Raw genomic sequence first — 26,034 nt, 5'->3', positions numbered from 1 at the left:
CTTGCCTGCGATGCAGACACCCCGGTACATCAGTCGCACCGAGGTGATGCTATCGCAGGCAAGCCAGCTCCCACATTTCGAGCCATGTCGCGCTCAAGCTCTCAGCGCAGGGTCGGACCCTGGAAGCCCATGTATAGCGCCAGCTTCTCAGCCACGCTGGCACCCAGCTTCTTGGAGAAACGGTCAAACGGCGATTCCTGAACAGTGAAGTCCACCAGTTCTTTCTCGCCAATCACGTCCCGCGCCACCGAACTGGCACTGCCCAGGCCATCGATCAAGCCCAATGGCAGCGCTTGCTCGCCAGACCAGACCAGACCGGAAAACAGCTCCGGATGTTCCTTATCCTTGAGCCGGTCACCGCGCCCCTGCTTCACACTGGCGATGAACTGCCGATGAGTGGTATCCAGCACACCCTGCCAGAACTGGGTTTCATCCGCCTTTTGCGGCTGGAACGGGTCCAGGAACGACTTATGCTCACCTGACGTGTAGGTACGACGCTCAACCCCGAGCTTCTCCATGGTGCCGACAAAGCCATAACCGGCCGCCGTCACACCAATCGAACCCACCAGACTGGCCTTATCGGCATAGATCTGGTCGGCAGCACTGGCGATGTAGTAGGCACCCGAGGCACCCAGGTCGGAAATCACTGCATACAGCTTGATGTCCGGGTGCAAGGCGCGCAGGCGACGAATCTCGTCGTACACGTAACCCGACTGCACCGGACTGCCGCCCGGGCTGTTGATGCGCAGGATCACAGCCTTGACCTTGGAGTCCTCGAAGGCCGCCCGCAGGCTGCTGACGATGTTGTCTGCACTGGCAGACTCCTTGTCGGCAATCACCCCGCGCACTTCGATCAACGCCGTGTAATTACCGCTTCGGGTGGCGCTCTTCTCCATGTCCATCAGCGGACTGAACAGCACCAGCATGCCCAACAGATAAATAAAGGTCAGAAGCTTGAAAAAGATCCCCCAACGCCGGGAGCGACGCTGCTCCTGGACACTGGCCAGCAGCGTCTTCTCCAGCAACTTCCAGCTTCTGTCATCGCCATTGTTATCGGCATTGGCCTTCTCAGGCGCTTTCCACTCATCGGTCATGCCATCTACCCCAGCAAAGACTTAATGGGCCCGGCTGAGCCAGGCCTGCAATTCAGAAAAACGGTCAATTGTCAGGCGCGGCTCGTAGGCCTGCAACGCCTGGGCAGATTGGGCGCCGTAGCTGACCGCCACGGAGTCCATGCCAGCATTACGCGCCATCATCAGGTCGAACGACGCATCACCCACCATCAACGCCTGCCGAGGCGACACGCCACATTGAGCGAGGATCTGCTCGAGCATCAGAGGGTGGGGCTTGCTGGCGGTTTCATCCGCCGCACGGGTGGCGTCGAAATAATCTTCCCAGCCATGGGCCTTGAGCACCCGGTCCAGGCCGCGACGGGCCTTGCCGGTCGCGACCGCAAGGTGATAACCGTCGGCGCGAAATGCTTCCATGGCCTGCGCCACGCCTTCAAACAGCGGCGAAGGCTGGGCGTCGAGCGCCATGTAGTGATCGGCATAGTGCTGACGAAACGCTATCAGCTCGTCATCACCAATCTCCGGGTACAGGGTGCGGATCGCTTCCGGCAGGCCCAGGCCAATAATGCCCTTGACCGCCAGGTCGTCGCACAATGCATAACCGGAACGGGTCGACGCCGCGTGCATCGACTCGACAATCCGACCAATGGAATTACACAGCGTGCCATCCCAGTCAAAGATCAACAGCTTGTAGTCAGGGTGCGACACTCAGGCGCTCCACGGTCTTGGCCCACATCTCATCGACAGGCGCTTGCAGCTTCAATTCGCCACCATCGGGCAGCGGCACGGTCAGCATGTAGGCGTGCAGGAACAGGCGTTTGCCACCCAGGTCGCGGATTTCCTTGGAGAAATCTTCATCGCCGTATTTGGTATCGCCGGCAATGCAGTGCCCCGCATGCAGGGTGTGCACACGAATCTGGTGGGTACGGCCAGTGACCGGCTTGGCCTCGACCATGGTGGCAAAGTCACCAAAGCGGCGCAGCACCTTGAACAGGGTCAGCGCCTCCTTGCCCTCCTCGTCCACCTCGACCATGCGCTCGCCGGAACGCAGGCTGCTCTTCTGCAACGGCGCGCGCACGCTCTTGATCGAGGTGGCCCAGTTGCCACGCACCAGCGCCATGTAGCGCTTGTCCACGCCATCACCTCGCAGGGCGGCATGCAGGTGGCGCAACATGCTACGTTTCTTGGCGATCATCAACAGGCCGGAGGTGTCACGGTCCAGACGGTGGACCAGCTCCAGCTCCTTGGCATCCGGGCGCAACTGACGAAAGGCTTCGATCACCCCGTAGTTGAGGCCACTGCCACCGTGGACCGCGATGCCACACGGCTTGTTGATCACGATCAGTGCCTTGTCTTCGAAGACAATCGACGCTTCAAGGCGCTGCAACAAGCCCTGGGCCAGTGGGACCGGTTCGTCACGCTCAGGCACCCGCACCGGCGGCACGCGGACGATGTCGCCCGCCTGCAGCTTGTACTCGGGCTTGATCCGGCCCTTGTTCACGCGCACTTCGCCTTTACGCAAAATGCGGTAAATCAAGGTCTTGGGCACGCCTTTGAGCCTGGCAAGAAGAAAGTTGTCGATGCGTTGGCCGGCATATTCCGGCGAGACCTCGAGCAGCTGGACGCTGGGGGTCTGGGGGGCGGTAGTCGTCATGGCGGCGATGATAACAATTTTTTATGGAATTGAAGCACTTAATCATTGCTGCTATAGTCGCGAACGCCGCCAAAAGCGGCCTGGACAGAGGACTAGCGGCAAACTGCCGGCCCTGACCATCGCAATTCATCAGGACGCGAGGCCGTCCTACGGGGCTTTCGCCACCCTGGAAGGCTCGAGATTGTAACAAGCGCAGGTGACATGAGGCCTGAAGCGAGTGCAAAAAGCAGAGTGATTACTCGCCTTTTGCGCCGATATTTACGGCCAGTTCACAAAGTGCAGTCAGTCTGGAGCCAGACCACGGCGAATGCTTCGGAAACAACGCCTGTTACGAGCTGAGTGAGAGCACAATCGCCCACACCCGGTCTTGTTTAGCCATGAGCGTGGACTCCCCATTGGAGAACACGGTAAATGCCAACCCGCTGCGGATTCTGCGCGCGGCAGCACCCGAATTATCAGGGATACGTGTAGGGTGGAGATGCACAACCGTCGGACTGTGTAGCACTAGGCTTATATTTAGACGCTTCATCTCGTCCACAGTCGCCGGTTGATTCCTCCTCCTGACTGAGTGCTTAAGTCACCACAGCAAGCAGGAAGCGTACGTCGCGATACCGCCCATTTTGGCGGGTATTGCTGGACACTGGAGTGGCCAACCACTCTTGACGCACCTGACACCGACCGTGAGAAGTCGTGTGTGCCGAACGCCGTTTCCGGCAGCCCGGAAACCGACGGTACAACATGAAAAGAATGCTGATTAACGCAACTCAACCCGAAGAGTTGCGTGTTGCACTGGTAGACGGCCAACGCCTCTACGACCTGGACATCGAGTCCGGTGCACGCGAGCAAAAGAAGGCCAACATCTATAAAGGCCGGATTACTCGCATCGAACCAAGCCTTGAGGCTGCCTTTGTCGATTTCGGCTCCGAGCGCCATGGCTTCCTGCCCCTCAAAGAAATCTCCCGCGAATACTTCAAGAAATCCCCTGAAGGCCGCGTGAACATCAAGGACGTCCTGAGCGAAGGCCAGGAAGTCATCGTTCAGGTAGAAAAAGAAGAACGTGGCAACAAGGGCGCCGCCCTGACCACCTTCATCAGCCTGGCTGGCCGCTATCTGGTCCTGATGCCGAACAACCCGCGTGCCGGCGGTATCTCCCGTCGCATCGAAGGCGAAGAGCGCAACGAACTGCGTGAAGCGCTGAACGGCTTGATCGCTCCGGCCGACATGGGCCTGATCGTGCGCACTGCCGGCCTGGGCCGCAGCAGCGAAGAAATGCAGTGGGACCTCGACTACCTGCTGCAACTGTGGACCGCTATCAAGGAAGCGTCCCTGGATCGTTCCGCGCCATTCCTGATCTACCAGGAAAGCAACGTGATCATCCGCGCCATCCGCGATTACCTGCGCCAGGACATCGGCGAAGTGCTGATCGACAGCGTCGAAGCCCAGGACGAAGCCCTGACCTTCATCCGCCAGGTGATGCCGCAGTACGCCAGCAAGATCAAGCTGTACGAAGACAGCGTTCCGCTGTTCAACCGTTTCCAGATCGAAAGCCAGATCGAAACCGCTTTCCAGCGCGTCGTCGAACTGCCTTCCGGCGGCTCCATCGTGATCGACCCGACCGAAGCCCTGGTGTCCATCGACATCAACTCGGCGCGTGCCACCAAGGGTAGCGACATCGAAGAAACCGCCCTGCAGACCAACCTGGAAGCGGCTGAAGAAATCGCCCGCCAGCTGCGCCTGCGTGACATCGGCGGCCTGATCGTGATCGACTTCATCGACATGACCCCGGCCAAGAACCAGCGCGCCGTGGAAGAGAAAGTCCGCGAATGCCTGGAAGCTGACCGTGCCCGCGTACAGGTCGGCCGCATCTCGCGCTTCGGCCTGCTGGAAATGTCCCGTCAGCGCCTGCGTCCATCCTTGGGTGAAAGCAGCGGCATCGTCTGCCCGCGTTGCAACGGCACCGGCATCATCCGTGACGTTGAATCGCTGTCGCTGGCGATCCTGCGCCTGATCGAAGAAGAAGCCCTGAAAGACCGCACTGCCGAAGTGCGCGCCCAGGTGCCGATCCCGGTCGCTGCGTTCCTGCTCAACGAAAAACGCAACTCGATCACCAAGATCGAACTGCGCACCCGTGCCCGCATCGTCATCCTGCCGAACGATCACCTCGAGACGCCGCACTTCGAAGTGCAGCGCCTGCGTGATGACAGCCCGGAAGCCCACGTCAACCAGTCCAGCTACGAAATCGCTGCTGCCGCTGCCGAAGTGGAAGAAGTCCAGCCAGCCGCTGCGACCCGCACCCTGGTTCGCCAGGAAGCCGCCGTCAAGACCGCGCCAGCCCGTGCCAACGCACCGGTTCCGGTCGAGGCAGCTGCGCCGGTTGCCGCACCAGCTGCCCTGCCTGAGCCAAGCCTGTTCAAGGGTCTGGTGAAGTCGCTGGTCAGCCTGTTCGCCACCAAGGAAGAGCCAGTGGCTCCAGTTGTGGTCGAGAAGCCTGTGACTGAACGTCCTGCACGCAATGAAGAGCGTCGCAACGGTCGCCAGCAGAGCCGCAATCGCAACGGTCGCCGTGACGAAGAGCGCAAGCCTCGTGAAGAACGTGCACCCCGCGAAGAACGCGCCCCACGTGAAGAGCGCCAACCGCGCGAAGCCCGTGAAGAAACACCAACCGTAGCCCGTGAAGAGCGTGCACCACGCGAAGAACGTGCACCGCGTGCTCCACGCGCTCCACGTGAAGACCGCAAGCCACGTGGCGAGCGTGAAGAACGCGTGCGTGAATTGCGCGAGCCGTTGGATGCCGCTCCAGCCGTAGCCGCTGCTGCTGCCACCGCTGCCACTGCTGAAGAGCGTCCAGCTCGTCAGCCGCGTGAAGAACGTGCGCCACGCCCTCCTCGTGAAGAGCGTCAACCACGTGCCGAGCAAGCGGCTCCAGCCGGTGAAGAAGAAGAGCTGCTGTCCAACGAAGACCAGCAACAGGAAGACGGCCAGGACAACGCCGAAGGCGATCGTCCACGCCGCCGCTCCCGTGGCCAGCGTCGTCGCAGCAACCGTCGTGAGCGTCAACGTGATGCCAACGGCAACGAAATCGAAGGCTCGGAAGAGACCGGCGAAGCCAACGCAGCCGCTACCGGCGAACCGACTGGCGCCGAACTGGCTGCCGGCCTGGCCGTTACCGCTGCTGTCGCCAGCTCGGTCATCAGCGCACCTGCTGAAGCCCAGGCCAACGAGCAAGCTGAAGCAGCCACCGCTGCCATCCAGGAAAACACTGTTGTAGAGACGCCAGCCGTCGAAGCGCCAGTGGTTGAAGCAACGACCCCGGTCGAAGCCCCGGTTGTTCCGGAAGTGGAAGTAGCTCCGGCTCGTCACGTTCGTGAAGTTCGTGAAGTTCGCGAGCCTCAGCCTGAAATCGACGTGGTTGCCGAGCCTGCCGTGGTTGTTGAACAACCGCCCGTGGTTGAAGCTGCCGTTGAAGCACCGGTAGCCGAGCCAACCCCTGAAGTGCGTGAAGTTCGCGAAGAACAGACCGCCTTCCAGTGGGCTGCCGAACCTGCCCCGGTGGTTGAAGCGGTCGAAGCTCCAGCGCCTGCGCCAGTGGTCGAAGAAGCTCCAGCGCCAGTCGCTGAAGTGGTGGTCGCTGCTGAACCTGTTGCCGTTGTTGCCGAGCCTGCGCCAGTGTTTGAAGCGCCAGTGGTTGCCGAAGTGGCAGCCCCGGTGGTTGAAGCCGCTCCGGCCAGCGCCCTGACCGAAAATGGCCGTGCGCCGAACGACCCACGCGAAGTGCGTCGTCGTCGCAAGGAAGCTGAAGCGGCTGCCGCGGCTGCCAAGGCCGCTGCCGAAGCCGCTCCAGCCGTCGCTGAAGTTGCCCACGCAACCCCTGCTCAGGTCACCGAAGCCGTGGTTGAGCACAGTGCCCCTGCCATCGACGAGAACGTACGTTCCGTCGAGGAAGTGGTAGAGCACCACCCTAAGGCCCTGGAAGAAGAGCACGAGCCTAAACCCCTCGTCTGATTCCATCGGCCACTAAAAAGCCCCGCCTGAGTGATCAGGCGGGGCTTTTTTATGCCCGTTACATCAGTTAGCGGTAGTCCAACAACCCTGGCACATCGACGTCCCACAACACACCGGGATCATCGACTACGACTTCCTGCACCGAAGCCTTGGCAAATAACGGTTTTGCCCCGCGGTCTCCGGTCAGCGCGATCAAGGCCGAGCCGAATGAACGGCCAAACCCCACGGGGTGCCCGTACTGACCTGCATGCACCGGGGCGCTGATACCGTCTTCCTCCAGGCCTGCCATCACTTGCTCGATACTTGCCGGCAGGATAAACGGCATATCCCCCAACACCACCAGCCAACCAGCCGACGGCCCACTGGCCGCCACCGCTGCGGCGATGCTGTCACCCATGCCCGGCGAGCGCAAAAGCAATACTTCGCAACCGTGCACCTTAGCCAACCGAATCACTTCGGTGCGATCCGGTGACGTCACCAGCCAACGTCTCGTAGCCACAGGCGGCAAATTCACCAATACCTGCTCGATCACCGACCGCGTGATGCCATCCCGGCCCACGCAGGGCGCCAGCAACTTGTCCTGATCGGCACCCGCCTCGGCCCGAAAACGACTGCCCTGCCCCGCCGCCAGGATGATTACGGCGATGCCCGTCAACTGACCGCTGCCTGCAACGGCTTTTTCTGCAGCAGATCGATCCCGTTCTTGATGGCGACGATTTCAGCCATCAACGACAAGGCGATTTCCGCCGGCGTATGGCTGCCGATATGCAGGCCAATCGGCCCATGCAGCCGCGCAATGGCGTCCGCACTGAGCCCCAGTGCCGCGAGGTTTTCCCGGCGCTTCTGGCTGTTGACCCGCGAACCCAGCGCGCCTATGTAGAACGCCCGGGAATTGAGGGCCGTCAGCAACGCCATGTCATCCAGGCGCGGGTCATGGGTGAGCGCGACAATGGCGGTGCGTTCATCGGTCTGGATATTCAACACCGCTTCATCCGGCATACCCGGCACAAAGCGCCCGTGCTGCTCCTCCCAGCCATAAACAAACTCTTGGCGCGGGTCGCAGATCAGCACTTCGAAATCCAGCAACCGAGCCATTTCCGCTACATAACGTGACAGCTGGCCCGCGCCGATCAGCAGCAGGCGCCAGCGCGGACCGTAGATCGCGCGCAAACGCTCGCCGTTGAAGCTGACCACATCGGTCTTGCTCGCACCGCTCAACACCACCTCGCCGGTGGCCAGGTCCAACTCACGGGCGACAATCTCATGGGCCTCACAGCGCGCCAGCAGTTCAGCTACCCAACCCGGATCACTCACCCGCTCTTCGGTGAGACGCAAGGTGCCGCCACACGGCAGGCCAAAACGCGCCGCTTCGTCCCGGGTGACACCGTAGGTGACAAGCTGCACCGGCGGCCCGTCGTCAGGCAGCCGACCGTCCTGCAACCGGGCGATCAAGTCGTCCTCGATACAGCCGCCGGACACCGAGCCAATCACCACCCCGTCGCCGCGCAAGGCCAGCATCGCCCCCGGCGGACGCGGGGCGCTGCCCCAGGTCTGGACCACGCTGTACAGCACCACTCGCTGCCCGGCGAGGCGCCATTCCAGCACGCTGCGTAATACATTCAGATCAACACTGTCCATCAGGCTTTCGCCTCCCGCCAACCTTGCAACTGATTTTGATAAACAGCATCTATGGGTTGATCAAAAATATCGGTAGTCAGCCAAGTTAACTCACCGGCAATAAAAAAGCCCTGCAATGCAGGGCTTGGTGCGTCAAAAAACAAGCTTAGTTCAATAGCGATTCGGCTCCATTTCCAGCACCACCTTGAAGCGCTTTTCGATGTCCTGCTGGATACGCAGCGCGAGCCCGGCAATGTCCTGGCCGCTGGCCGCGCCGTAGTTCACCAATACCAGTGCCTGCAAGCGATGCACGCCGGCATCGCCATCGCGAAAGCCTTTCCAGCCGGCCTTGTCGATCAGCCAGCCGGCGGCCAGTTTCATCTGCCCGTCGGCCTGGGGGTAAGCCACCAGGTCCGGGTATTGACACTGCAACTCGGCAGCCAGTGCCTGGGACACCAGCGGGTTCTTGAAGAAACTCCCCGCATTGCCGAGCACCGCCGGGTCGGGCAGTTTCTCGCTACGAATGCTGCAAATCGCGCGGCTGACATCGCTGGGCGTGGCCTGCGCGATGCCTTGCTCGGTCAGGCGCTGTCGCACCGGCCCGTATTCAAGTTTCAGATGCACGGCACGGCTCAGGGCAAAACGCACCCGCAGGATCAGCCAGCGCCCCACTTCGTGCTTGAACAGGCTGTCGCGGTAGGCAAAGTTGCACTCGGCCAGGCTGAAATCCCGCAGTTCGCCGGTCTGGCGATCAAGGGCGGTCAGGCCGCTGAATACATCCTTGATCTCTACACCGTAGGCGCCGATGTTCTGCATCGGTGCGGCGCCGACCGTTCCGGGAATCAGGCTGAGGTTTTCCAGGCCGGAAAAGCCCTGGGCCAGGGTCCACAGCACAAACGGATGCCAGGCTTCGCCCGCTTCGGCCTCAACCACGACCTGCACGCCATCGTCGTGCAACACCCGGATGCCCTGGCTGGCCATGCGCAGCACCAGTGCGTCAATATCCTGGGTCAACAGCAAGTTGCTGCCACCGCCAATCACCAGCAACGGCAGTTGTTGCTCGGCGGCACAGGCCAGGGCCTCACGCACGTCGGCGTCATTGTGGGCCTCGGCAAACAGCCGGGCACGCACGTCGATACCAAAGCTGTTGAACGGCTTGAGCGAAACCTGTGCCCGTACCTGCAAAGTCATAACCGGCCCTTCAATTCAATCACCAACAGGTCACAGGCGCGCTCGATCAGGTCGAGGACAGTTTCAAAGCCCTGGTCACCTTCGTAGTACGGGTCCGGCACGTCATCCACCACCGAGTCGTAGCGGCGCAGGAACAGGTCCAGGTCCGCCTTGCCCTGAGCCGGCTGCATGGCCTTGAGGTTGCGCAGGTTGCTCTGGTCCATGGCGAGGATCAGGTCGTAGCGGGAAAAGTCGGCACGCGACACCTGTTGTGCACGCTGGGCCGACAGGTCGTAGCCGCGTTGCAGCGCTGCACGCTGGCTGCGCTTGTCCGGTGGGTTGCCGACGTGCCAATCACCGGTACCGGCAGAGGCCACTTCAACCTGATCGGCCAGGCCGGCTTCGCGCAATTTGTGGCGCAGAACGCCTTCTGCCGTGGGCGAACGGCAGATGTTGCCCAGGCAGACGAACAGAACCTGCATCAGGCCCCCAGCAGGCGACGGACGCGCTCGAGGTCTTCAGGGGTGTCGACGCCCGCCGGCGGCGCTTCCAGGGCATCGCCCACATGAATGCGCACGCCGTGCCACAGGGCACGCAGTTGTTCCAGGGATTCGGTATTTTCCAGCCAGCACGGGCCCCAGCTCACGAAGTCGTGCAGGAAACCGGCGCGGTAGGCGTAGATGCCGATGTGGCGACGGTACGGCACGCCAGCCGGCAGCACGTCAGGCTGTTTGGCGAACGCATCCCGCGCCCACGGCAAGGTGGAGCGGCTGAAGGTCAGCGCCAGGCCATTGATGTCGCTGACCACTTTCACCACGTTGGGGTTGAACAGGGTCTCGATGTCTTCAATCGGCTCGGCCAGGGTCGCCATGCGCGCTTCGCCATGGGCTGCCAGGTTGGCCGCCACCTGGTCGATCACGCTGGGCGGAATCAACGGCTCGTCACCTTGCACGTTGACCACGATGGCGTCCGCCGCCAGGCCCAGCTTGGTGGCCACTTCGGCCAGGCGGTCGGTACCGGAATTGTGGTCTTCACGGGTCAGCACCGCTTCGGCACCAAAGCCTTTGCAGGCCTCGATGATGCGCGGATCGTCGGTGGCCACCACTACCCTTTCGGCGCTGCTTTTGCAGGCCTGTTCCCACACCAGCTGGATCATCGGCTTGTTGCCGATCAGCTGCAGCGGCTTGCCGGGCAGGCGGGTGGAGGCGTAGCGGGACGGGATGACAACGGTGAAGGCGGTGGTCATTTATCCAGGCGCTCGTCGGTGGTCAGGGTGCGGGCTTCGCTTTCGAGCATTACCGGAATGCCATCACGAATCGGGTACGCCAGGCCGGCGCCCTTGCTGATCAGCTCGGTTTTGTCGGCGCTGAGCTTGAGCGGCCCCTTGCAGATCGGGCAAGCGAGGATATCGAGCAGTTTGGTGTCCATGAGTATGTCCTGGAGAGCAGCGTTTTAAGGCAAAAGGCGAGCGGGCAGCAAGCGCATCAACTGCGTGTCGAACCAGGCGATAAACGCCGGTGACGGTGCCGCGTCCACCGCAAGGTACCACCAGTCGGGCCTGGCAAAGGCGCGGCACTTCACCGCGTCCTTTTCAGTCATGACCAACGGCAGTGCCGGTGTGAAATTCAAGACCTCGGCGCTGTACGGCGCGTGGTCGGCAAAAGCATGGGGTATTGGGCGCCAGTGTAGCGTTTCAAGGGTATTGAAGAAACGTTGCGGGTTGCCGATGCCGGCCACCGCATGTACCTGCTGCCCCACCGGGAAGTGTTCGACGGGTTTACGCTCGCCGGTATGCAGGTTGACCAGCGCGGCAGGCAACAGACGGAAGGCATAGCCGTCGTCACGGTCAGAACCTGCGCCGTTGTAAAGCAGCGCATCGACGCTCTGCAAACGCTCGACCGGCTCACGCAACGGCCCCGCCGGCAGGCAGCGACGGTTACCCAGCCCGCGGGCGGCGTCAATCAACACCAGTTCCAGGTCACGGGCCAGGCGGTAATGTTGCAGGCCGTCGTCGGAGAGGATCAGGTCGAGGGTTTCGCTGGCCAACAGCGCCTTCACGGCGCGGCTGCGGTCGGGGTCGATCATCAGCGGCACGCCGCTGCGCTGCACGATCAGCAGGGGTTCGTCCCCCGCCACCGCAGCGGTTTGATCAGCCTCTACGCGCCATGGAAACTGTGGCGGCTTGGCGCCATAACCGCGGCTGACCACACCGACGCGCAAACCGCTGCGCTGGCAATGGTCGATCAGCCAGAGAATCATGGGCGTCTTGCCGGTGCCACCCACCGTGATATTGCCTACCACCACGACCGGCACCGGCGACTGATAGATCTCGCCCTCGCCCGCCAGGAACCGTGCGCGCTTGCGCTGCACCACCCGGCGATAGAGGGATTCCAGCGGCTGCAACAACGCGAGCGCCGGATGGCCTTCGTACCAGGCCTTGAGCAAACGATCAGTCATGGCCATCAGGGTTGGCTCGCCGCCTCGACGGTGGTCATGCGCAAATGGCTGAAGCCGAGCTTGCCGGCAGCGTCCATCGCCGTGATCACGGCCTGGTGCTTGGTGTTGCCATCGGCGCTGATGGACAGTGGCAAGTTAGTGTCGCCACCGGACTCCTTCTGCAGTGCTTCCATCAGGCTGGCCAGGTCGTTTTTCTCCAGCAACTGGTTATTCACCGAGAACACGCCATCGGCGCTGATGGCGATGTCCAGTTGCTTGGCCTGCTGGTCTTCCGCCGGCGAACCGCTGACGGCTTCCGGCAGGTCGACGCGCAGCTGGGTTTCCCGGGTAAAGGTGGTGGTGACGACAAAAAACAGCAGCAGGATAAACACCACGTCGATCAACGACGCCAGGTTGATATCGACGTTTTCCCGTTGCTTGCGACGAAATTTCACGCGTTGCCCTCAACCAGGTCCACGTCACGGTCGCCCTGTACCACTTCCACCAGCTTGATGGCTTCCTGCTCCATGCCCACCACCAGTTCGTCGATGCGCCGTTGCAGGAAACGGTGGAAGAACACCGAAGGAATACCGACCATCAGGCCCGCCGCCGTGGTGATCAATGCCTTGGAAATACCACCGGCCAGCACTGCGGCGTTGGTGGTCATGCCCGACCCCATGAATGAGCTGAAAATATCGATCATGCCCAGTACCGTACCGAGCAGGCCGAGCAACGGTGCCATGGCGGCGATGGTGCCCAGGGCATTGATGTAGCGCTCCAGCTCATGGATGACCCGGGCGGCGGCCTCTTCGATGCACTCCTTCATGATCTCGCGACCGTGCTTGGAGTTGGCGAGGCCGGCGGCGAGGATTTCACCCAGGGGCGAGTTGGCGCGCAGTTCCTTGAGCTTTATCTTGTCGAGCTGCTTGTTCTTGATCCAGCCCCAGACCTGGCCCAGCAGGTGGTCAGGCGTTACACGGCTGGCACGCAGGGTCCATAGGCGTTCGGCGATGATGCCGAGTGCGGCGATGGAACTCAAAATGATCGGCAACATCATCCAGCCGCCGGATTTGACCAATTCCCACACAGTGAATGTCCCCTCGAAAAAGTGCGCCACTTTACCATAAGGGTCCGGTGGAAGGGCTGGCCTGCCCCAGAGCATCCTGTCGCAGGGGCCGCTCTTTGGTAACGCTGTTTTGCGGTGGGCGCTCGCGCCAGAAACGCCGCTGGCTGCGCGCGGCCAGCGGCGGCTGGAAGGTGCCCAGTTGCAGGCGGAGTGCGCCTTGCTCGGCACTGTCATAAATCGCGCTGCCCATGGCCTGGTAACGCTCCAGCACATGTGGATGCGGGTGGCCAAACCCATTGCTGCGCCCCCGGGAAATCAACACGGCCTTGGGTGCCAGGCGCTGTAGAAAGGCCCATGACGACGAGCTGCGGCTGCCGTGGTGCGGCGCTTGCAGCCAATCGACAGGAGCGCCCATGGGAGTGGCCAGCAATGCCCGCTCGGCGTCATGGTCAATATCCCCGGTCAGCAACAAGCGCTCGCCATTGGCCTGCACCCGCAACACGCAGGACATCTGGTTACCGTCCGTCGCATCAGGCCATTGCCATAGCTCGAACCTCACGCCATCCCACTCCCACTGCTCGCCGCTGACACACGCTTGGGTACCGAGCGAGGCCGGCAGCCGTGCCGTCTCACCGCCCACCACACGCTTGACCGGCAACCCTTGGGCGACGGCCAACGCGCCGCCGGCATGATCGGCATCGGCATGACTGAGCAGCATCACGTCCAGCTCTGCGACACCCAGCTTGCGCAACGCAGGCAATACGACACGCGCGCCAAGATCGAACTCACCGGAGCGCGGCCCGGCGTCATACAGCAGTACATGGTTGCGGGTACGCAGGATGATCGCCAACCCCTGGCCGACGTCCAGTTGCACCACCTCGACCAGCCCATGAGGTATCGACTCCCGCGGCGGGAACACTGCCAGCAGCAACATCGGCCAACCCAGCAGCCGAAACGGGACGCCCTTGGGCAGCAATAACAGCACTGCCCCCAGCAGGCTCACCAGCCAATAGCCAATGGGCACTTGCGCCGGTATCCAGGCCGGCAAGTACTGCGCCAGCAGCGCCAGTGCCTTGAACAGCCCGTCCAGCGTGCCGCCCGCCAGCCATAACAACCCCTCTCCTATATAAGGCAGCGGCAATAACACCGTACCCAGCAAGGCCAGGGGCAGCACCACCAGACTGATCCACGGCACCGCAACCAGGTTGGCCAGCGGCCCGCTCAGGCTGATGGGCAGGCCGAGCACCAGCAGCAGCGGAAACAGGCCGATGGCAATCAACCATTGGGCGCGGGTCCAGGCTTGCCACAAGGGCCAGGGGCCCAATCGGCCACTGAACGCCAAAATCAGCACCGCAACAGCCGCAAAAGACAACCAGAACCCCGGCTGCAGGCTGGCCAGCGGTTCGAGGATCAGCACCGCGTCCAGCGCCAGCAACAGCGGCCACCAGATTCCCAGGTGACGAAACCGCAGACGCCACAGCAACACCAGGCCCACCATCACGCAGGCCCGTTGCACCGGCACCTCGAAACCTGCCAGCAGGCCGTAGCCCAGCGCTGCAGCAAACGCCAGGCCGCAGGCCCAGGGCAGCCACGGCAAAGGTTTCGGCCAACCCCCGTAGCGCGCAAGACCGGCGACCAGGCCATAGATCAACCCCGCCAGCAGGCCGATGTGCTGCCCGGATATCACCAGTAAATGCACGGTGCCAGTGGCTTGCAGGACCCGCCAATCCTCGGCGGCCAACCCGGAACCATCGCCGAGCACCAGCGCCGCCAGGCCCGCCTCTCGCCCCTGGGCATCCACTGCCAGCAGCCGCTGGCGAATCCCGTCGCGCCAGGCATGTCGTGCCGGTGCCAGCAGTTGGCCGTCCTTGACCGAGCCGGTGGCGCCAATCCGCTGGGCCAGCAGCCAGGCTTCATAGTCAAAGCCATCGGCATTGAGCAATCCGGAAGGACGCTTGAGAGTCACCGCCAGTCGCCAGCGCTCACCGCTCTTAACCGGTGGGCCGCCGCGCCAGGACACGCGAATGCGCTTGGGAAGCAGGTCCTTGCGTGACCGGCTGTCGGTCAGTTCGAAGCGCACACCGTCGCCCATCTGCTGCGGTAACCCGCTGACACGCCCCTCCACCCAGCGGGTCTGGCCATCCAGATGCGGGGCCAACCGGTCATCCAGCGCCCACTGCGCGCTGAGGCATGCCCAGCCCAGGCCAAGCAGGAAAAACCCCAGCGGATAGGTACGAAAAGGCAACAGCATCAGGGCCAGCACCGGCATCAGCAACAGCCAGCCGCCGGACGGCAACGCGGGTAAAAAACGCAAGGCGAGCAGCCCCAGCGCGAGTGCGAACATCCCTGTTCTCATGGATCTTTCCTTGAAAGCGACCCATTGAGTCTTAGCCGGGCTAGCGGTGTGGCCTATTATTATTTGTCACAAAGTCTAAATTTCACGTTCGTGGAATGCGGGCATACTTGCCCCTCGAACTGACCTGGACCCCTTATGCCACGGCGCTTATTCAAACGGTACATGCCCGATCCGACCAGCATTCGGGAACACAAGTCCTTACGCTTTCTCGGCAAGTTGCTGCATGACCCGAATCTCTGGCACCTCAATCGGCACTCGGTCGCGCGGGCCATGGCCGTTGGCCTGTTCGCGGCATTCATCCCCATTCCCTTGCAGATGCTGCTGGCAGCGGTCCTCGCCATCAGCGTGCGCGGCAACATGCCGATTGCCGTGAGCCTGGTCTGGCTGACCAACCCGATTACCATGCCGCCGGTGTTTTTCTGCACCTACATGACCGGGGCCTGGCTGATGAATGTGCCACCCCGCAGCATGCCCGACGAGCTGACCTGGGAATGGATCAGCGGGCAGTTGTCGACGCTGTGGCAACCGTTCCTGCTGGGCTCGGTAGTACTGGGGCTGGTGATGGCGGTGCTGGGTTATTGCCTGACCATGGGCTATTGGCGCTGGTGGGTGGCCCGCCAGTGGAAAAAACGCAAACAGCGCAGGTTGTAACCGTTAGCGCGCCAGCAAGCGCATGTGCACACGCAAACCCTGGCCGGTATTTTCCGCCCACAGGCTGCCGTCCTGACGCTGCACGGCGTTGCGCGCAATACTCAAGCCCAGGCCAAAGCCGCCGTCGCCGGGCCGTGAACCGTCCAGCCGGGTGAATGGCGCAAAGATTCGCTCCAACTCCACCTCATCGATCCCGCCGCCCTGGTCTTCCAGCCACAAGTGCCAGTGATCCCCCTCACGCTGCCCGCCCAATTGCACCGTTCCGTCTTGCGCAGAGTGCCGGATGGCATTGCGCAGGATGTTCTCCAATGCCTGGGCCAGCAGGTTCAGATGACCGCGCACCCAGCAGTCGGCCCCCAGCTCGCACTGCAAGCGTGAAGCCGGCCAGCCACTTTCAAAACAGGCGTTTTCCCGGAGCATGTCCCACAGCGCCTGCACCTGGATGTCTTCCTTGGGCAACGGCGCGCGTTCGGTGTCGAGCCAGGCCAGTTGCAGGGTGTCGTCCACCAGGCGCTGCATGCCGTCGATTTCCCTCCCCAGGCGCTCGCGCAGCTGGGTCAGGTCCTGCTCGCTGTCACTGGCCACACGCAGGCGGCTCAACGGTGTGCGCAACTCATGGGACAAATCCCGCAGCAGTTGCTGTTGCAGGGCCACGGTGCCTTGCAGGCGTTCAGACATCTGGTCAAACGCTCGGCCCAATTCCCCCAGTTCATCCTGGCGGCTGGTGGTGTCGCGGGAAAGCCGGGTGCCCAGTTGATCGGCACGCCAGGCGTTGGCCTGCTCTCGCAGGTGGTTGAGGGGCATGATCAACAGCCGGTAGAGGCCGATGCACAGCAGCAGGGTGAACAGGCCGGGAATCACGCCATTGGTGACGATCCGCCAGAACAGCTGGTTTTGCCCGGGCATGAAACGCCGCGGCAACTCGATCACCAGGGAGCCCGCACCCGGGTCGAGCGGGAACGGGATTTTCAACCACGGCAGGCCCTTGGCATGCCGGCTGACGGGCCAGTCCAGGCCGCGCAGGAAGGTCAGGCGCTGGCTCTCCTTGTCCGTCAGTGGGTAGCTGCTCAGGGATTGCAGGTCGTTGCCGATGACCCCCACCCAGGTGCGCTCGCGCTGGCCCAGGGTGTGCAACCATTCGTCCACACCGGCGTTGCCGCCCTTGTTCCAGGCCAGCTCCGCACCAGCCGCATAACCGCTCAGGGTGGCGCGGGCCTCGCTGGACAGAAAGGCATTCTGCTCTTCCATATACCGGCCCCATGACCAACTGAGCCAGATCATCAGCAAGCAGAACGCGATCAGCAGGCAGGCCAGTTTCCAGAATAACGAATGCTTGCCCGGCAGCCGTTTGAACGCGGCTTTAAAGCCCGTCATCGTGACCGCTCAACACATAGCCCTTGCCCCACACCGTGCGCACTTCCCGCTCGCTGTAGCCGACAGCCTTGAGCTTGCGACGAATCTGGCTGATGTGCATGTCCAGGCTGCGGTCATGGGGCGCATAGCCGCGCTGGAACACATGCTGGTAGAGGAAGGCTTTGCTGAGGACTTCTTCGGCGTTGCGGTGCAGGGTTTCCAACAGGCGATATTCGCTGCGGGTCAGGCCGGCCCACTGCTCCCGGTGAAACACATCACACAGCTCGTCATCGAAACGCAGGCTGCGGGCATCGCCGCGCACCGCCGCCAGGGCCGGCAACGGCCGCCGGTCCAGGGCGACCCGGCGCAGGATCGCTTCGATGCGCACCCGCAACTCGGCCATGCTGAACGGCTTGGGCAGGTAATCGTCGGCCCCCAGGCGAAAACCGCTGATGCGATCGGCTTCGGCCCCCAGGGCCGACATCAGGATCACCGGCATCGAATGGCTCTGGCGCAAATGCGTGAGCACCGACAACCCGTCCATGCCCGGCAGCAGGATGTCCATCAACACCACGTCGAAGCGCTGATCGCGGGCCATTTGCAGGCCCTGCTGGCCATTCTGGCACCAGGTCACCTGGAAGCCACAGAGGCCCAATTGCTCATGGACATAGGCGCCAAGCACAGGATCGTCTTCAATCGCCAGGATACTGGGTAAGCCAAGTGCTGCGGGATTCATTAGCGTCTGCAAGTCATTCTCAATGACTGATTATTCAAGATTGCCCCCCCATGAGCAACCGCCGCCGGGCGTCCGGCGGCCCAAGGTTTGCCTCAGGTCATTAATTTTGCAAGATTCCCCGCCGCGCAAATGGCTACACTGCGCAGGTGGCGCGGGCCGGATGCCTGCGTGGAATTCGACAACAGTGTGGTAGCAGGAGAGTGGCGTGCTTAAAAGAATGGGGATAAAAGGCCGCGTACTGTTGCTGACCTTATTGCCTACCAGCCTGATGGCGTTGCTGCTGGGCGGGTACTTCACCTGGATGCAGCTTTCGGAGTTGCAGTCGCAGTTGCTGCAACGCGGCGAGATGATCGCCGAGCAACTGGCGCCGCTGGTGGCCCCGGCCCTCGGCACCAGGAACACCGACCTGCTGGAACGCATCGCCACCCAGTCCCTGGAACAAACCGATGTGCGCGCCGTATCGTTCCTCGGGCCCGACCGCACGCCCCTGGCCCACGCCGGGCCGACCATGCTCAACCAGCCGCCCATCGGCAACAGTTCGCACCTGCTGCAGCGCACCGGCAATGACGCCACCCGTTATCTGCTGCCGGTGTTCGGCCGCCATCGCAACCTCGCCGGTGAACTGATCCCGGATGAATCCGACCGCCTGCTGGGCTGGGTCGAGCTGGAACTGTCCCACAACGGCATGTTGCTGCGTGGCTACCGCAGCCTGTTCGCCAGCCTGTTGCTGATCGCCATCGGCCTGATCTGCACGGCGGCCCTCGCCTTGCGCATCAGCCGTACGATCAACTCACCGATCGGCCTGATCAAACAGGCCGTCGCACAGCTCAAGGACGGCAATCTCGAAACCCGCTTGCCACCCCTGGGTAGCCAGGAGCTGGATCACCTGGCCTCGGGCATCAACCGCATGGCCGAGACCCTGCAAAACGCCCAGGAAGAATTGCAACACAGCATCGACCAGGCCACCGAAGACGTGCGGCAAAACCTCGAAACCATCGAGATCCAGAACATCGAGTTGGACTTGGCCCGCAAGGAAGCCCTGGAAGCCAGCCGCATCAAGTCGGAGTTTCTGGCCAACATGAGCCATGAAATCCGCACGCCGTTGAACGGCATCCTTGGTTTCACCCATTTGTTGCAGAAAAGCGAACTGTCACCGCGCCAGCTGGATTACCTGGGCACCATCGAAAAATCCGCCGACAACCTGCTGGGCATCATCAACGAAATCCTCGACTTCTCGAAAATCGAGGCCGGCAAGCTGGTGCTCGACAGCATCCCGTTCAACCTGCGGGACTTGCTGCAAGACACCCTGACCATCCTCGCCCCGGCCGCCCACGCCAAACAGCTGGAGCTGGTGAGCCTGGTCTACCGCGACACGCCGCTCGCCTTGGTGGGTGACCCGCTGCGGCTCAAGCAGATCCTCACGAACCTGGTGAGCAACGCGATCAAGTTCACCCGCGAAGGCACCATCGTTGCCCGCGCCATGATTGAAGACGAACAGGAAGACAGCGTACAACTGCGCATCAGCGTGCAGGACACCGGCATCGGCCTGTCGAACCAGGATGTGCGGGCGCTGTTCCAGGCGTTCAGCCAGGCGGACAATTCGCTGTCACGCCAACCCGGCGGGACCGGCCTTGGCCTGGTGATTTCCAAGCGCCTGATCGAACAGATGGGCGGTGAGATCGGCGTCGACAGCACGCCGGGAGAAGGCTCGGAATTCTGGATCAGCCTGAACCTGCCGAAAACCCGTGACGATATCGAAGACCTGCCCTCCGCGCCGCTGCTGGGCCGGCGCGTGGCGGTGCTGGAAAACCACGAGCTGGCGCGCCAGGCCCTGCAACATCAGCTGGAAGACTGCGGCCTGGAAGTCACCCCGTTCAACAGCCTGGAAAGCCTGACCAACGGCATCACCAGCGCCCACCAGACCGAACAGGCGATTGACCTGGCCGTGCTGGGCATCACCGCCAACGACATTCCGCCGGAGCGTTTGAACCAGCACCTGTGGGACCTCGAACACCTGGGCTGCAAGGTACTGGTGTTGTGCCCGACCACCGAACAGCTGCTGTTCAACCCCTCGGTGCCCAACCCCAACAGCCAGTTGCAGGCCAAGCCCGCGTGCACCCGCAAACTGCGTCGCGCCCTGGCCGACCTGATCAGCCCGCGCCCGCTGCGCAGCGAACCCGGCGAGCCCCTGTCCAGCCGCGCGCCGCGGGTGCTGTGTGTCGACGACAACCCGGCCAACCTGCTGCTGGTGCAAACCCTGCTGGAAGACATGGGCGCCAAGGTCCAGGCGGTGGAAAGCGGTTACTCGGCCATCGAGGCAGTGAAGCAGGAAGCCTTCGACCTGGTGCTGATGGACGTGCAGATGCCGGGGATGGACGGTCGCCAGAGCACCGAGGCAATCCGCACGTGGGAAAGCGAACGCCATGGCACACCGCTGCCCATCGTCGCGCTGACGGCCCATGCGATGGCCAACGAAAAACGCGCCCTGCTGCAAAGCGGCATGGATGATTACCTGACCAAACCCATCAGCGAACGGCAACTGGCCCAGGTGGTGTTGAAATGGACCGGGCTGGCCCTGCGCAACCAGGGCCCGGAACGCGGCACCGAAAGTTTCGGGCATGCCACGCAATTGCCGGTACTGGACCATGAAGAAGGTTTGCGCCTGGCGGCCGGCAAGGCGGATCTGGCGGCAGACATGCTCGCGATGCTGCTGGCCTCGCTGGAAGCGGACCGTGAAGCGATTCGCGTCGCCCGTGACGCCAATGACCGCAACGCCCTGATCGAACGGGTGCACCGCCTGCACGGCGCCACCCGGTATTGCGGCGTGCCGCAACTGCGTGCGGCCTGCCAACGGGCCGAGACCCTGCTCAAGCAGGACGACGCCAAGGCCATGCCGGCCCTGGATGAACTGGACATGGCGATTGCCCGGCTGGCCAGCGAGGCGCGGGTCAGCGCGTAAACTTTCGGGGCAATGTGGACAGGGAGGCTTGCTGTGGCGAGGGAGCTTGCTCCCGCTGGAGTGCGAAGCGCTCCAAGGATTTTGGGGCCGCTGCGCAGCCCAGCGGGAGCAAGCTCCCTCGCCACAGCAAGCTCACTCACCACAGACAAGCCCCCTCGCCACAAAATCAGCTTTCCATCATCAAGAAGGAATATTTGATGCGCATCATCCTCTTCAGCAGCCAGACCTACGACCGCGACAGCTTTCTCGCCCAACCGCTGCCCGAAAGCATGCAGCTGCAATTCCAGCCGGCCCGGCTGAACCTCGACACCGTGGCCCTGGCCGAACACCACGAAGTGGTCTGCGCCTTTATCAACGATGACCTCAGCGCTCCGGTGCTGGAGCAGTTGGCCAGCGGCGGCACCCGCCTGATCGCCCTGCGTTCCGCCGGCTACAACCATGTCGACCTGCCCGCCGCCAAGCGCCTGGGCCTGACCATCGTGCGGGTGCCGGCCTACTCGCCCCATGCGGTGGCCGAACATGCGGTCGCGTTGATCCTGGCCCTCAATCGCCGCCTGCACCGCGCCTACAACCGCACCCGCGACGGTGACTTCAGCCTGCACGGCCTGACCGGGTTCGACCTGGTGGGCAAGACCGTCGGCGTGGTCGGCACCGGGCAGATCGGCGCCACATTCGCCAAGATCATGGCCGGGTTCGGCTGCCAGCTGCTGGCCTACGACCCCTACCCCAATCCGCAGGTCGAGGCCCTTGGCGCCCGGTATGTGAGCCTGCCGCAGTTGCTGGGCGAGTCACAGGTCATCAGCCTGCATTGCCCGCTGACGGCGGACAGCAAACACCTGATCAACGCCCAAAGCCTCGCTCATATGCAGCCCGGCGCGATGCTCATCAACACCGGGCGCGGCGGCCTGGTGGACACCCCGGCGCTGATCGACGCACTCAAGGACGGCCAGCTCGGCTATCTGGGGCTGGATGTGTATGAAGAAGAGGCCCAGCTGTTTTTCGAAGACCGCTCGGACCTGCCCCTGCAAGACGACGTATTGGCGCGCCTGCTGACCTTCCCCAATGTGATCATCACCGCGCACCAGGCCTTCCTGACCCGCGAGGCGCTGGGGGCGATTGCCGGCACCACCCTGGCCAACATCGCGGCGTGGGCTGGCGGGCAGGCGCAAAACCTCGTCGAAGGATGATCAGCGGTCACATAGCCGCGCCATGATGGGTGGCGGCGCATGATAGGATGCCGCGCCTATTTGGAGGATCCATGGCCGAACACGATTTCCGCTTCAGCTTGCTGAGCCCGCAACACACCCTGATCGAATGCCGGGCCCTGGTGCCGGGCCGTTATCAAGTCACCGGCAACGGTGGCTCGATCAAGAACGGCGACGTTCTGATCGTCACCCTGCGCGGCAGCAAAACCCTGTCGATGCGCCTGACCGTCGAAGGCGATGCGCGCTACTCCATCCGCCCGGCGGGCCAGTGGGTCGCCATGGCCCAGGGGCCGAAATTCGGCGAACTGGAGATTCACACCTGGAAGGTCAACTGCGACAGCTGCGACAACGTGCTGGAGTTTGAATTCGCGGTGGAAACCAAGCTGACCAAGGAGCCGCTGCAACCGGCCGCCACTGCACGGGTTACCGAGTTGGGCTGGGCCACCCTGGGTGACAAGCACCGCTGCCCGAAATGCCAGCAGGCCGCGCAATGAAAGCCTTGCTGATGCTGGCCGTGCTGGGTGCAGGCCTTGCGGGCTGCGCCAGCGACGAGGTCAAGCTCAAGCAGGATCACAGCTACGTGGTGGAATGGATCGGTGAGCGGCCGCTGATGGATTACGCCCACCTGACCGTGACCCTCGGCGCCGATGGCCGGGCCTATGGCAATGGTGGCTGCAACCATTGGTTTGCGCCCTACACCCTGGACGGCGACAAGCTGAGCTTCGGCAAGGTCGGCAGCACCCGCAAACTCTGCGCCGAAGCGCTGATGGAGCAGGAGCACCGCTTCTTCCAGGCCCTGCAGGGCGTGCAGCGCTGGGACATTTCGCCGATCGAACAGACCCGCTTCTGGCCGGCGGATGGCAAGCCGTTGCGGTTGTGGCTGGAAGAAGGCTGATCTGTAAGGCGCAGCAGGTCTAAATGTGGGAGCGGGCTTGCTCGCGAAAGCGGTGGATCAGTCGATGTATCCGGTGACTGTCACACCGCATTCGCGAGCAAGCCCGCTCCCACATTTTTTATCCGCGCAACGCCTTGAGCTTGGCCAACACCCCGTCCGCCGTCTGCTCACCCATCAGTTGCTCACGCACCTTGCCCTTGTCATCAATGATGTAGGTCACCGGCAGGGCTTCACTGCGGGGAATGTCGAAGATCCCGTCCGGGTTCTGCGCCAGTACGGTGAACTTGATGCCCAGCTTCTCGCTGGCGCTCTTGAGCTCTTCACCCTGGACGTTGTCGAAATTCACCCCGAACACCCCCACCGACTGGCCCTTGAGCTGTTCGGCCAAGGCGTTGAGTTCCGGGATTTCGGTACGGCAAGGGCCACACCATTCGGCCCAGTAGTTAACCACCAGCCATTGCTTGTCCAGGCGTTCGGCGGCCACTTTCTGACCATATTGGTCAACGCCATAATCATTGCCACAGCCGCTGAGCAGCAGTGTGCCGATGATTGCCAATGCGCCTAACAGTCGCCTCGTCATGGGGTAATCCTTCGTAAAAATGAACGTTGGCTGCGGCCTATCGCCTCTCATGGTTTAAGGACGCGGCGCAGCGCGGGTAGAATACCCGCCACCTTACGCAAGATGCGACCCGCACATGACCGATCTGACGCTTTATCACAACCCGCGCTGCTCGAAATCCCGCGGTGCGCTCGAACTGCTGGAAGCCCGTGGCCTCACACCGACGGTGGTGCGCTACCTGGAAACCCCGCTCGACGCCGCGCAATTGCAGGCCCTGCTGGGCAAGCTGAACATCAGCGCGCGGCAACTGCTGCGTACCGGCGAGGACGAATATAAAACCCTCAACCTGGCTGACACCAGCCTCAGCGAAGCACAGTTGATCGCTGCCATCGCCGCTCATCCGAAACTGATGGAGCGCCCGATCCTCGCCACCGCCGACAAGGCCGTGATCGGCCGCCCACCGGAGAACATCCTGGAGCTGGTTTCGTGAGTGCGCCGTATGTGCTGGTGTTGTATTACAGCCGCAACGGTTCAGTCAGCGAAATGGCCCGGCAGATTGCCCGGGGCATCGAGCAAGCCGGGCTTGAGGCGCGGCTGCGCACCGTGCCGGCCATCTCCAGTGAATGCGAGGCCGTGGTGCCGGACATTCCGGTCGACGGCCCGCTGTACTGCAGCCTCGACGACCTGAAGAACTGCGCAGGCCTGGCGCTGGGCAGCCCGACCCGTTTCGGCAACATGGCCGCGCCGCTCAAGTACTTTCTCGACGGCACCAGCAACCTGTGGCTGACCGGCGCCCTGGTCGGCAAGCCGGCGGGTGTGTTCACCTCCACCGCCAGCCTGCACGGCGGCCAGGAGACCACGCTGATGTCGATGCTGCTGCCGCTGCTGCACCACGGCATGCTGATCACCGGACTGCCCTACAGTGAACAGGCGCTGCTCGACACCAAGGGCGGTGGTACGCCTTATGGCGCCAGCCACCATTCCGGTGCCGACGGCAAGCGCGCACTGGATCAACACGAGATCGCCCTGTGCCGCGCCCTCGGCCTGCGCCTGGCGAAGACCGCTGCGCTACTGGAGAACGGCCGTGGCAAGGAAGCCTAAGCTACTGCCGCCCCAGGCCTGGCTGGAGCCACGGGTCAAGGCGATGCGGGCGTTGAGCCTGCTGGCGTTCCTGGGATTGGTGGGGCTGCTGTGTGCCTACTACCTGGCGTTCGCCGATCTGCATGGCGCGCGGCCGTGGGTGATTCTGCTGATCGAATTGGTGCCGCTGCTGTTGCTGGCGCCGGGGATGATCCTGGGCAGCGCGCGCGGGCATTCATGGATGTGCTTTGTGGTGAACCTGTATTTCATCAAGGGCGCGCTGGCGGCCTATGACCCGAACCGGCAGTGGTTTGGTGTGCTCGAGATGCTGGCGAGCCTGGCGGTGTTCTGCACGGCGTTGATGTATGTACGGTACCGGCATCAGCTGAATCGGCGGTTGGCGGGGGAAGGATTGCCTGTCTGATGCTTTTGTAGTGCCTGACCTGCCGCTATCGCAGGCAAGCCAGCTCCCACAGAGGAATGCATTCCAAGTGTGGGAGCTGGCTTGCCTGCGATAGCATCAACCCGGTATCAATGATTCACGGTGTAAGCCAGCATCATCGACAACTGGCACATCGGCCGCCCGCTCTCGGCATGCCACTGGTTGAATGCGCCCTGCACCGTGGCCAGGTCCCGCAGGCTGGTGGGCACCTTGTCGACGATCTTCTGCGCATTCAGCGCCGCCACCACGTCATAGCTCGGCACGAACGTGTCCTTGCCCACCATCCGCAAAAAGCGCGGCGCCGACAGCCCGCCCAACTGGTGGCCGTGCTTGCTCAGGTACTTCCACAGGCCGACGATATCGGTCACTGGCCAGTCGGCAATAAACCCGCCGAAGCTGCCTTTTTCCTTCTCGATATCCAGAATCATCTGCGCATTGCGCGGCACGCTCTTGAGCTTGCCCAAGTGACGGATGATGCGCGTGTCCTGCATCAGCCGCTCCAGGTGCTCGGCGCCCATGAGCACGACTTTTTCCGGGTCAAACCCAAAGAACACCTGCTCGAAGGCCGGCCACTTGGCGTCCACCACGCTGTGCTTCAGGCCGGCGCGAAACACCCGCAGCGACAGGGTCGACAGGTAGCGGTCATCGCTGATCTTGCGCAGTTTCGCCGGGGTCAGGGGCACAGGCAGGTGGGCTTCCAGCTCGGCCGCCGAACCAAACCGGTTCAGACAATATTCGTGCAGCCACTTGTAATCGCGCATGCCCTCTCCTAAGGATTGAAAT

General features: G+C 62.7%; 27 protein-coding genes. 9 read left to right on the top strand and 18 right to left on the bottom strand.

What is annotated here, in order from left to right:
- Nucleotides 1-101: 101 nt before the first annotated feature.
- From HX839_RS09900 to rluC, 3 genes are read right to left on the bottom strand one after another with little or no spacing between them, the layout of a single operon-like run.
- Nucleotides 102-1,094 (bottom strand): S49 family peptidase, encoded by a 993-nt coding sequence (locus HX839_RS09900; protein WP_008434971.1) that lies wholly within the window; start codon nt 1,092-1,094, stop codon nt 102-104.
- 21 nt (nt 1,095-1,115) lie between these two features.
- Complete coding sequence (locus tag HX839_RS09895) at nt 1,116-1,778, bottom strand: HAD-IA family hydrolase (RefSeq protein ID WP_004371323.1); 663 nt, start codon at nt 1,776-1,778, stop codon at nt 1,116-1,118.
- On the bottom strand, nt 1,765-2,724 hold the full coding sequence (gene rluC / locus HX839_RS09890; RefSeq protein WP_177066998.1) for a 23S rRNA pseudouridine(955/2504/2580) synthase RluC: 960 nt from the start codon (nt 2,722-2,724) through the stop codon (nt 1,765-1,767). Before rluC ends, HX839_RS09895 begins: the two co-directional genes overlap by 14 nt.
- 738 nt (nt 2,725-3,462) lie before the next feature.
- Between rluC and rne the strand changes: the two genes are divergently transcribed.
- Nucleotides 3,463-6,726, top strand: coding sequence for a ribonuclease E (gene rne / locus HX839_RS09885; RefSeq protein ID WP_177066997.1), 3,264 nt, complete (start codon nt 3,463-3,465; stop codon nt 6,724-6,726).
- Nucleotides 6,727-6,793: 67 nt separating this feature from the next.
- On the opposite strand, the gene HX839_RS09880 is transcribed toward rne, so the two are convergent.
- The 11 genes from HX839_RS09880 to HX839_RS09830 are packed head-to-tail and all read right to left on the bottom strand — an operon-like array spanning nt 6,794 to nt 15,359.
- The gene (locus tag HX839_RS09880) at nt 6,794-7,381 is read right to left on the bottom strand and encodes an NTP transferase domain-containing protein (protein ID WP_177066996.1); all 588 of its coding nucleotides are present in this window, start codon (nt 7,379-7,381) and stop codon (nt 6,794-6,796) included.
- Nucleotides 7,378-8,364 (bottom strand): XdhC family protein, encoded by a 987-nt coding sequence (locus HX839_RS09875; protein ID WP_008434978.1) that lies wholly within the window; start codon nt 8,362-8,364, stop codon nt 7,378-7,380. Before HX839_RS09875 ends, HX839_RS09880 begins: the two co-directional genes overlap by 4 nt.
- Nucleotides 8,364-8,507, bottom strand: a complete 144-nt coding sequence (locus HX839_RS09870) for a hypothetical protein (protein ID WP_177041366.1) — start codon at nt 8,505-8,507, stop codon at nt 8,364-8,366. The genes HX839_RS09875 and HX839_RS09870 overlap by 1 nt, the downstream gene beginning before the upstream one ends.
- A 7-nt stretch (nt 8,508-8,514) precedes the next feature.
- Nucleotides 8,515-9,534 (bottom strand): UDP-N-acetylmuramate dehydrogenase, encoded by a 1,020-nt coding sequence (gene murB, locus HX839_RS09865; RefSeq protein ID WP_177066995.1) that lies wholly within the window; start codon nt 9,532-9,534, stop codon nt 8,515-8,517.
- The gene (locus HX839_RS09860) at nt 9,531-9,995 is read right to left on the bottom strand and encodes a low molecular weight protein-tyrosine-phosphatase (protein ID WP_177066994.1); all 465 of its coding nucleotides are present in this window, start codon (nt 9,993-9,995) and stop codon (nt 9,531-9,533) included. Before HX839_RS09860 ends, murB begins: the two co-directional genes overlap by 4 nt.
- Nucleotides 9,995-10,759 (bottom strand): 3-deoxy-manno-octulosonate cytidylyltransferase, encoded by a 765-nt coding sequence (kdsB, locus tag HX839_RS09855; protein ID WP_008434982.1) that lies wholly within the window; start codon nt 10,757-10,759, stop codon nt 9,995-9,997. Before kdsB ends, HX839_RS09860 begins: the two co-directional genes overlap by 1 nt.
- A complete protein-coding gene (locus HX839_RS09850) occupies nt 10,756-10,941 on the bottom strand; it encodes a Trm112 family protein (RefSeq protein WP_003174668.1) in 186 nt (61 codons plus the stop codon). The genes kdsB and HX839_RS09850 overlap by 4 nt, the downstream gene beginning before the upstream one ends.
- A 24-nt stretch (nt 10,942-10,965) precedes the next feature.
- Nucleotides 10,966-11,976 carry a tetraacyldisaccharide 4'-kinase gene (gene lpxK / locus HX839_RS09845; protein WP_008434985.1) on the bottom strand — a complete coding sequence of 337 codons (1,011 nt, stop codon included), beginning with the start codon at nt 11,974-11,976 and terminating at the stop codon, nt 10,966-10,968.
- Complete coding sequence (locus HX839_RS09840; RefSeq protein ID WP_004371361.1) at nt 11,976-12,404, bottom strand: biopolymer transporter ExbD; 429 nt, start codon at nt 12,402-12,404, stop codon at nt 11,976-11,978. The genes lpxK and HX839_RS09840 overlap by 1 nt, the downstream gene beginning before the upstream one ends.
- The gene (locus tag HX839_RS09835) at nt 12,401-13,036 is read right to left on the bottom strand and encodes a MotA/TolQ/ExbB proton channel family protein (protein WP_177066993.1); all 636 of its coding nucleotides are present in this window, start codon (nt 13,034-13,036) and stop codon (nt 12,401-12,403) included. The genes HX839_RS09840 and HX839_RS09835 overlap by 4 nt, the downstream gene beginning before the upstream one ends.
- Before the next feature lie 31 nt (nt 13,037-13,067).
- Nucleotides 13,068-15,359, bottom strand: coding sequence for a DNA internalization-related competence protein ComEC/Rec2 (locus HX839_RS09830; protein WP_177066992.1), 2,292 nt, complete (start codon nt 15,357-15,359; stop codon nt 13,068-13,070).
- 147 nt (nt 15,360-15,506) lie between these two features.
- Between HX839_RS09830 and HX839_RS09825 the strand changes: the two genes are divergently transcribed.
- Nucleotides 15,507-16,022: a DUF2062 domain-containing protein gene (locus HX839_RS09825; RefSeq protein WP_004371367.1), complete on the top strand. Its 516-nt coding sequence runs from the start codon at nt 15,507-15,509 to the stop codon at nt 16,020-16,022.
- Between the two features lie 3 nt (nt 16,023-16,025).
- Here HX839_RS09825 and HX839_RS09820 read toward each other — a convergent pair whose 3' ends face one another.
- Both HX839_RS09820 and HX839_RS09815 read right to left on the bottom strand, forming a co-directional pair.
- Nucleotides 16,026-17,396: a sensor histidine kinase gene (locus HX839_RS09820; RefSeq protein ID WP_008434990.1), complete on the bottom strand. Its 1,371-nt coding sequence runs from the start codon at nt 17,394-17,396 to the stop codon at nt 16,026-16,028.
- Complete coding sequence (locus HX839_RS09815; RefSeq protein ID WP_004371371.1) at nt 17,383-18,111, bottom strand: response regulator transcription factor; 729 nt, start codon at nt 18,109-18,111, stop codon at nt 17,383-17,385. Before HX839_RS09815 ends, HX839_RS09820 begins: the two co-directional genes overlap by 14 nt.
- A gap of 205 nt (nt 18,112-18,316) precedes the next feature.
- Between HX839_RS09815 and HX839_RS09810 the strand changes: the two genes are divergently transcribed.
- The 4 genes from HX839_RS09810 to HX839_RS09795 all read left to right on the top strand — a co-directional run bounded on the left by HX839_RS09810 (nt 18,317) and on the right by HX839_RS09795 (nt 23,170).
- Nucleotides 18,317-21,070 carry a response regulator gene (locus tag HX839_RS09810; protein ID WP_102369709.1) on the top strand — a complete coding sequence of 918 codons (2,754 nt, stop codon included), beginning with the start codon at nt 18,317-18,319 and terminating at the stop codon, nt 21,068-21,070.
- 197 nt (nt 21,071-21,267) lie between these two features.
- Entirely contained in the window at nt 21,268-22,257 is a 990-nt protein-coding gene (locus HX839_RS09805; RefSeq protein ID WP_177066991.1) for a 2-hydroxyacid dehydrogenase, read from the top strand.
- Between the two features lie 71 nt (nt 22,258-22,328).
- Nucleotides 22,329-22,769: a hypothetical protein gene (locus HX839_RS09800; protein ID WP_004371378.1), complete on the top strand. Its 441-nt coding sequence runs from the start codon at nt 22,329-22,331 to the stop codon at nt 22,767-22,769.
- Nucleotides 22,766-23,170: an META domain-containing protein gene (locus tag HX839_RS09795; RefSeq protein WP_004371380.1), complete on the top strand. Its 405-nt coding sequence runs from the start codon at nt 22,766-22,768 to the stop codon at nt 23,168-23,170. The genes HX839_RS09800 and HX839_RS09795 overlap by 4 nt, the downstream gene beginning before the upstream one ends.
- Before the next feature lie 118 nt (nt 23,171-23,288).
- Here the strand turns inward: HX839_RS09795 and HX839_RS09790 are convergent, their stop codons facing one another.
- Entirely contained in the window at nt 23,289-23,750 is a 462-nt protein-coding gene (locus HX839_RS09790) for a TlpA disulfide reductase family protein (RefSeq protein ID WP_177066990.1), read from the bottom strand.
- 115 nt (nt 23,751-23,865) lie between these two features.
- On the opposite strand from HX839_RS09790, the gene arsC reads away from it, so the two are divergent.
- From arsC to HX839_RS09775, 3 genes are read left to right on the top strand one after another with little or no spacing between them, the layout of a single operon-like run.
- Nucleotides 23,866-24,219, top strand: a complete 354-nt coding sequence (gene arsC, locus HX839_RS09785; protein WP_004371385.1) for an arsenate reductase (glutaredoxin) — start codon at nt 23,866-23,868, stop codon at nt 24,217-24,219.
- Nucleotides 24,216-24,830 carry an NAD(P)H:quinone oxidoreductase gene (gene wrbA / locus HX839_RS09780; protein ID WP_177066989.1) on the top strand — a complete coding sequence of 205 codons (615 nt, stop codon included), beginning with the start codon at nt 24,216-24,218 and terminating at the stop codon, nt 24,828-24,830. Before arsC ends, wrbA begins: the two co-directional genes overlap by 4 nt.
- On the top strand, nt 24,814-25,233 hold the full coding sequence (locus HX839_RS09775) for a DUF2069 domain-containing protein (RefSeq protein WP_087692782.1): 420 nt from the start codon (nt 24,814-24,816) through the stop codon (nt 25,231-25,233). Before wrbA ends, HX839_RS09775 begins: the two co-directional genes overlap by 17 nt.
- 107 nt (nt 25,234-25,340) lie before the next feature.
- On the opposite strand, the gene HX839_RS09770 is transcribed toward HX839_RS09775, so the two are convergent.
- Entirely contained in the window at nt 25,341-26,012 is a 672-nt protein-coding gene (locus HX839_RS09770) for a DNA-3-methyladenine glycosylase I (RefSeq protein ID WP_004371396.1), read from the bottom strand.
- Between the last annotated feature and the right edge of the window lie 22 nt (nt 26,013-26,034).

The sequence above is a fragment of the Pseudomonas sp. I8001 genome, assembly GCF_013385345.1.
Lineage (GTDB): Bacteria > Pseudomonadota > Gammaproteobacteria > Pseudomonadales > Pseudomonadaceae > Aquipseudomonas.
The sequence above is the reverse complement of the archived record's forward strand: the minus strand, read 5'-3'. Positions and strand labels throughout refer to the sequence as shown.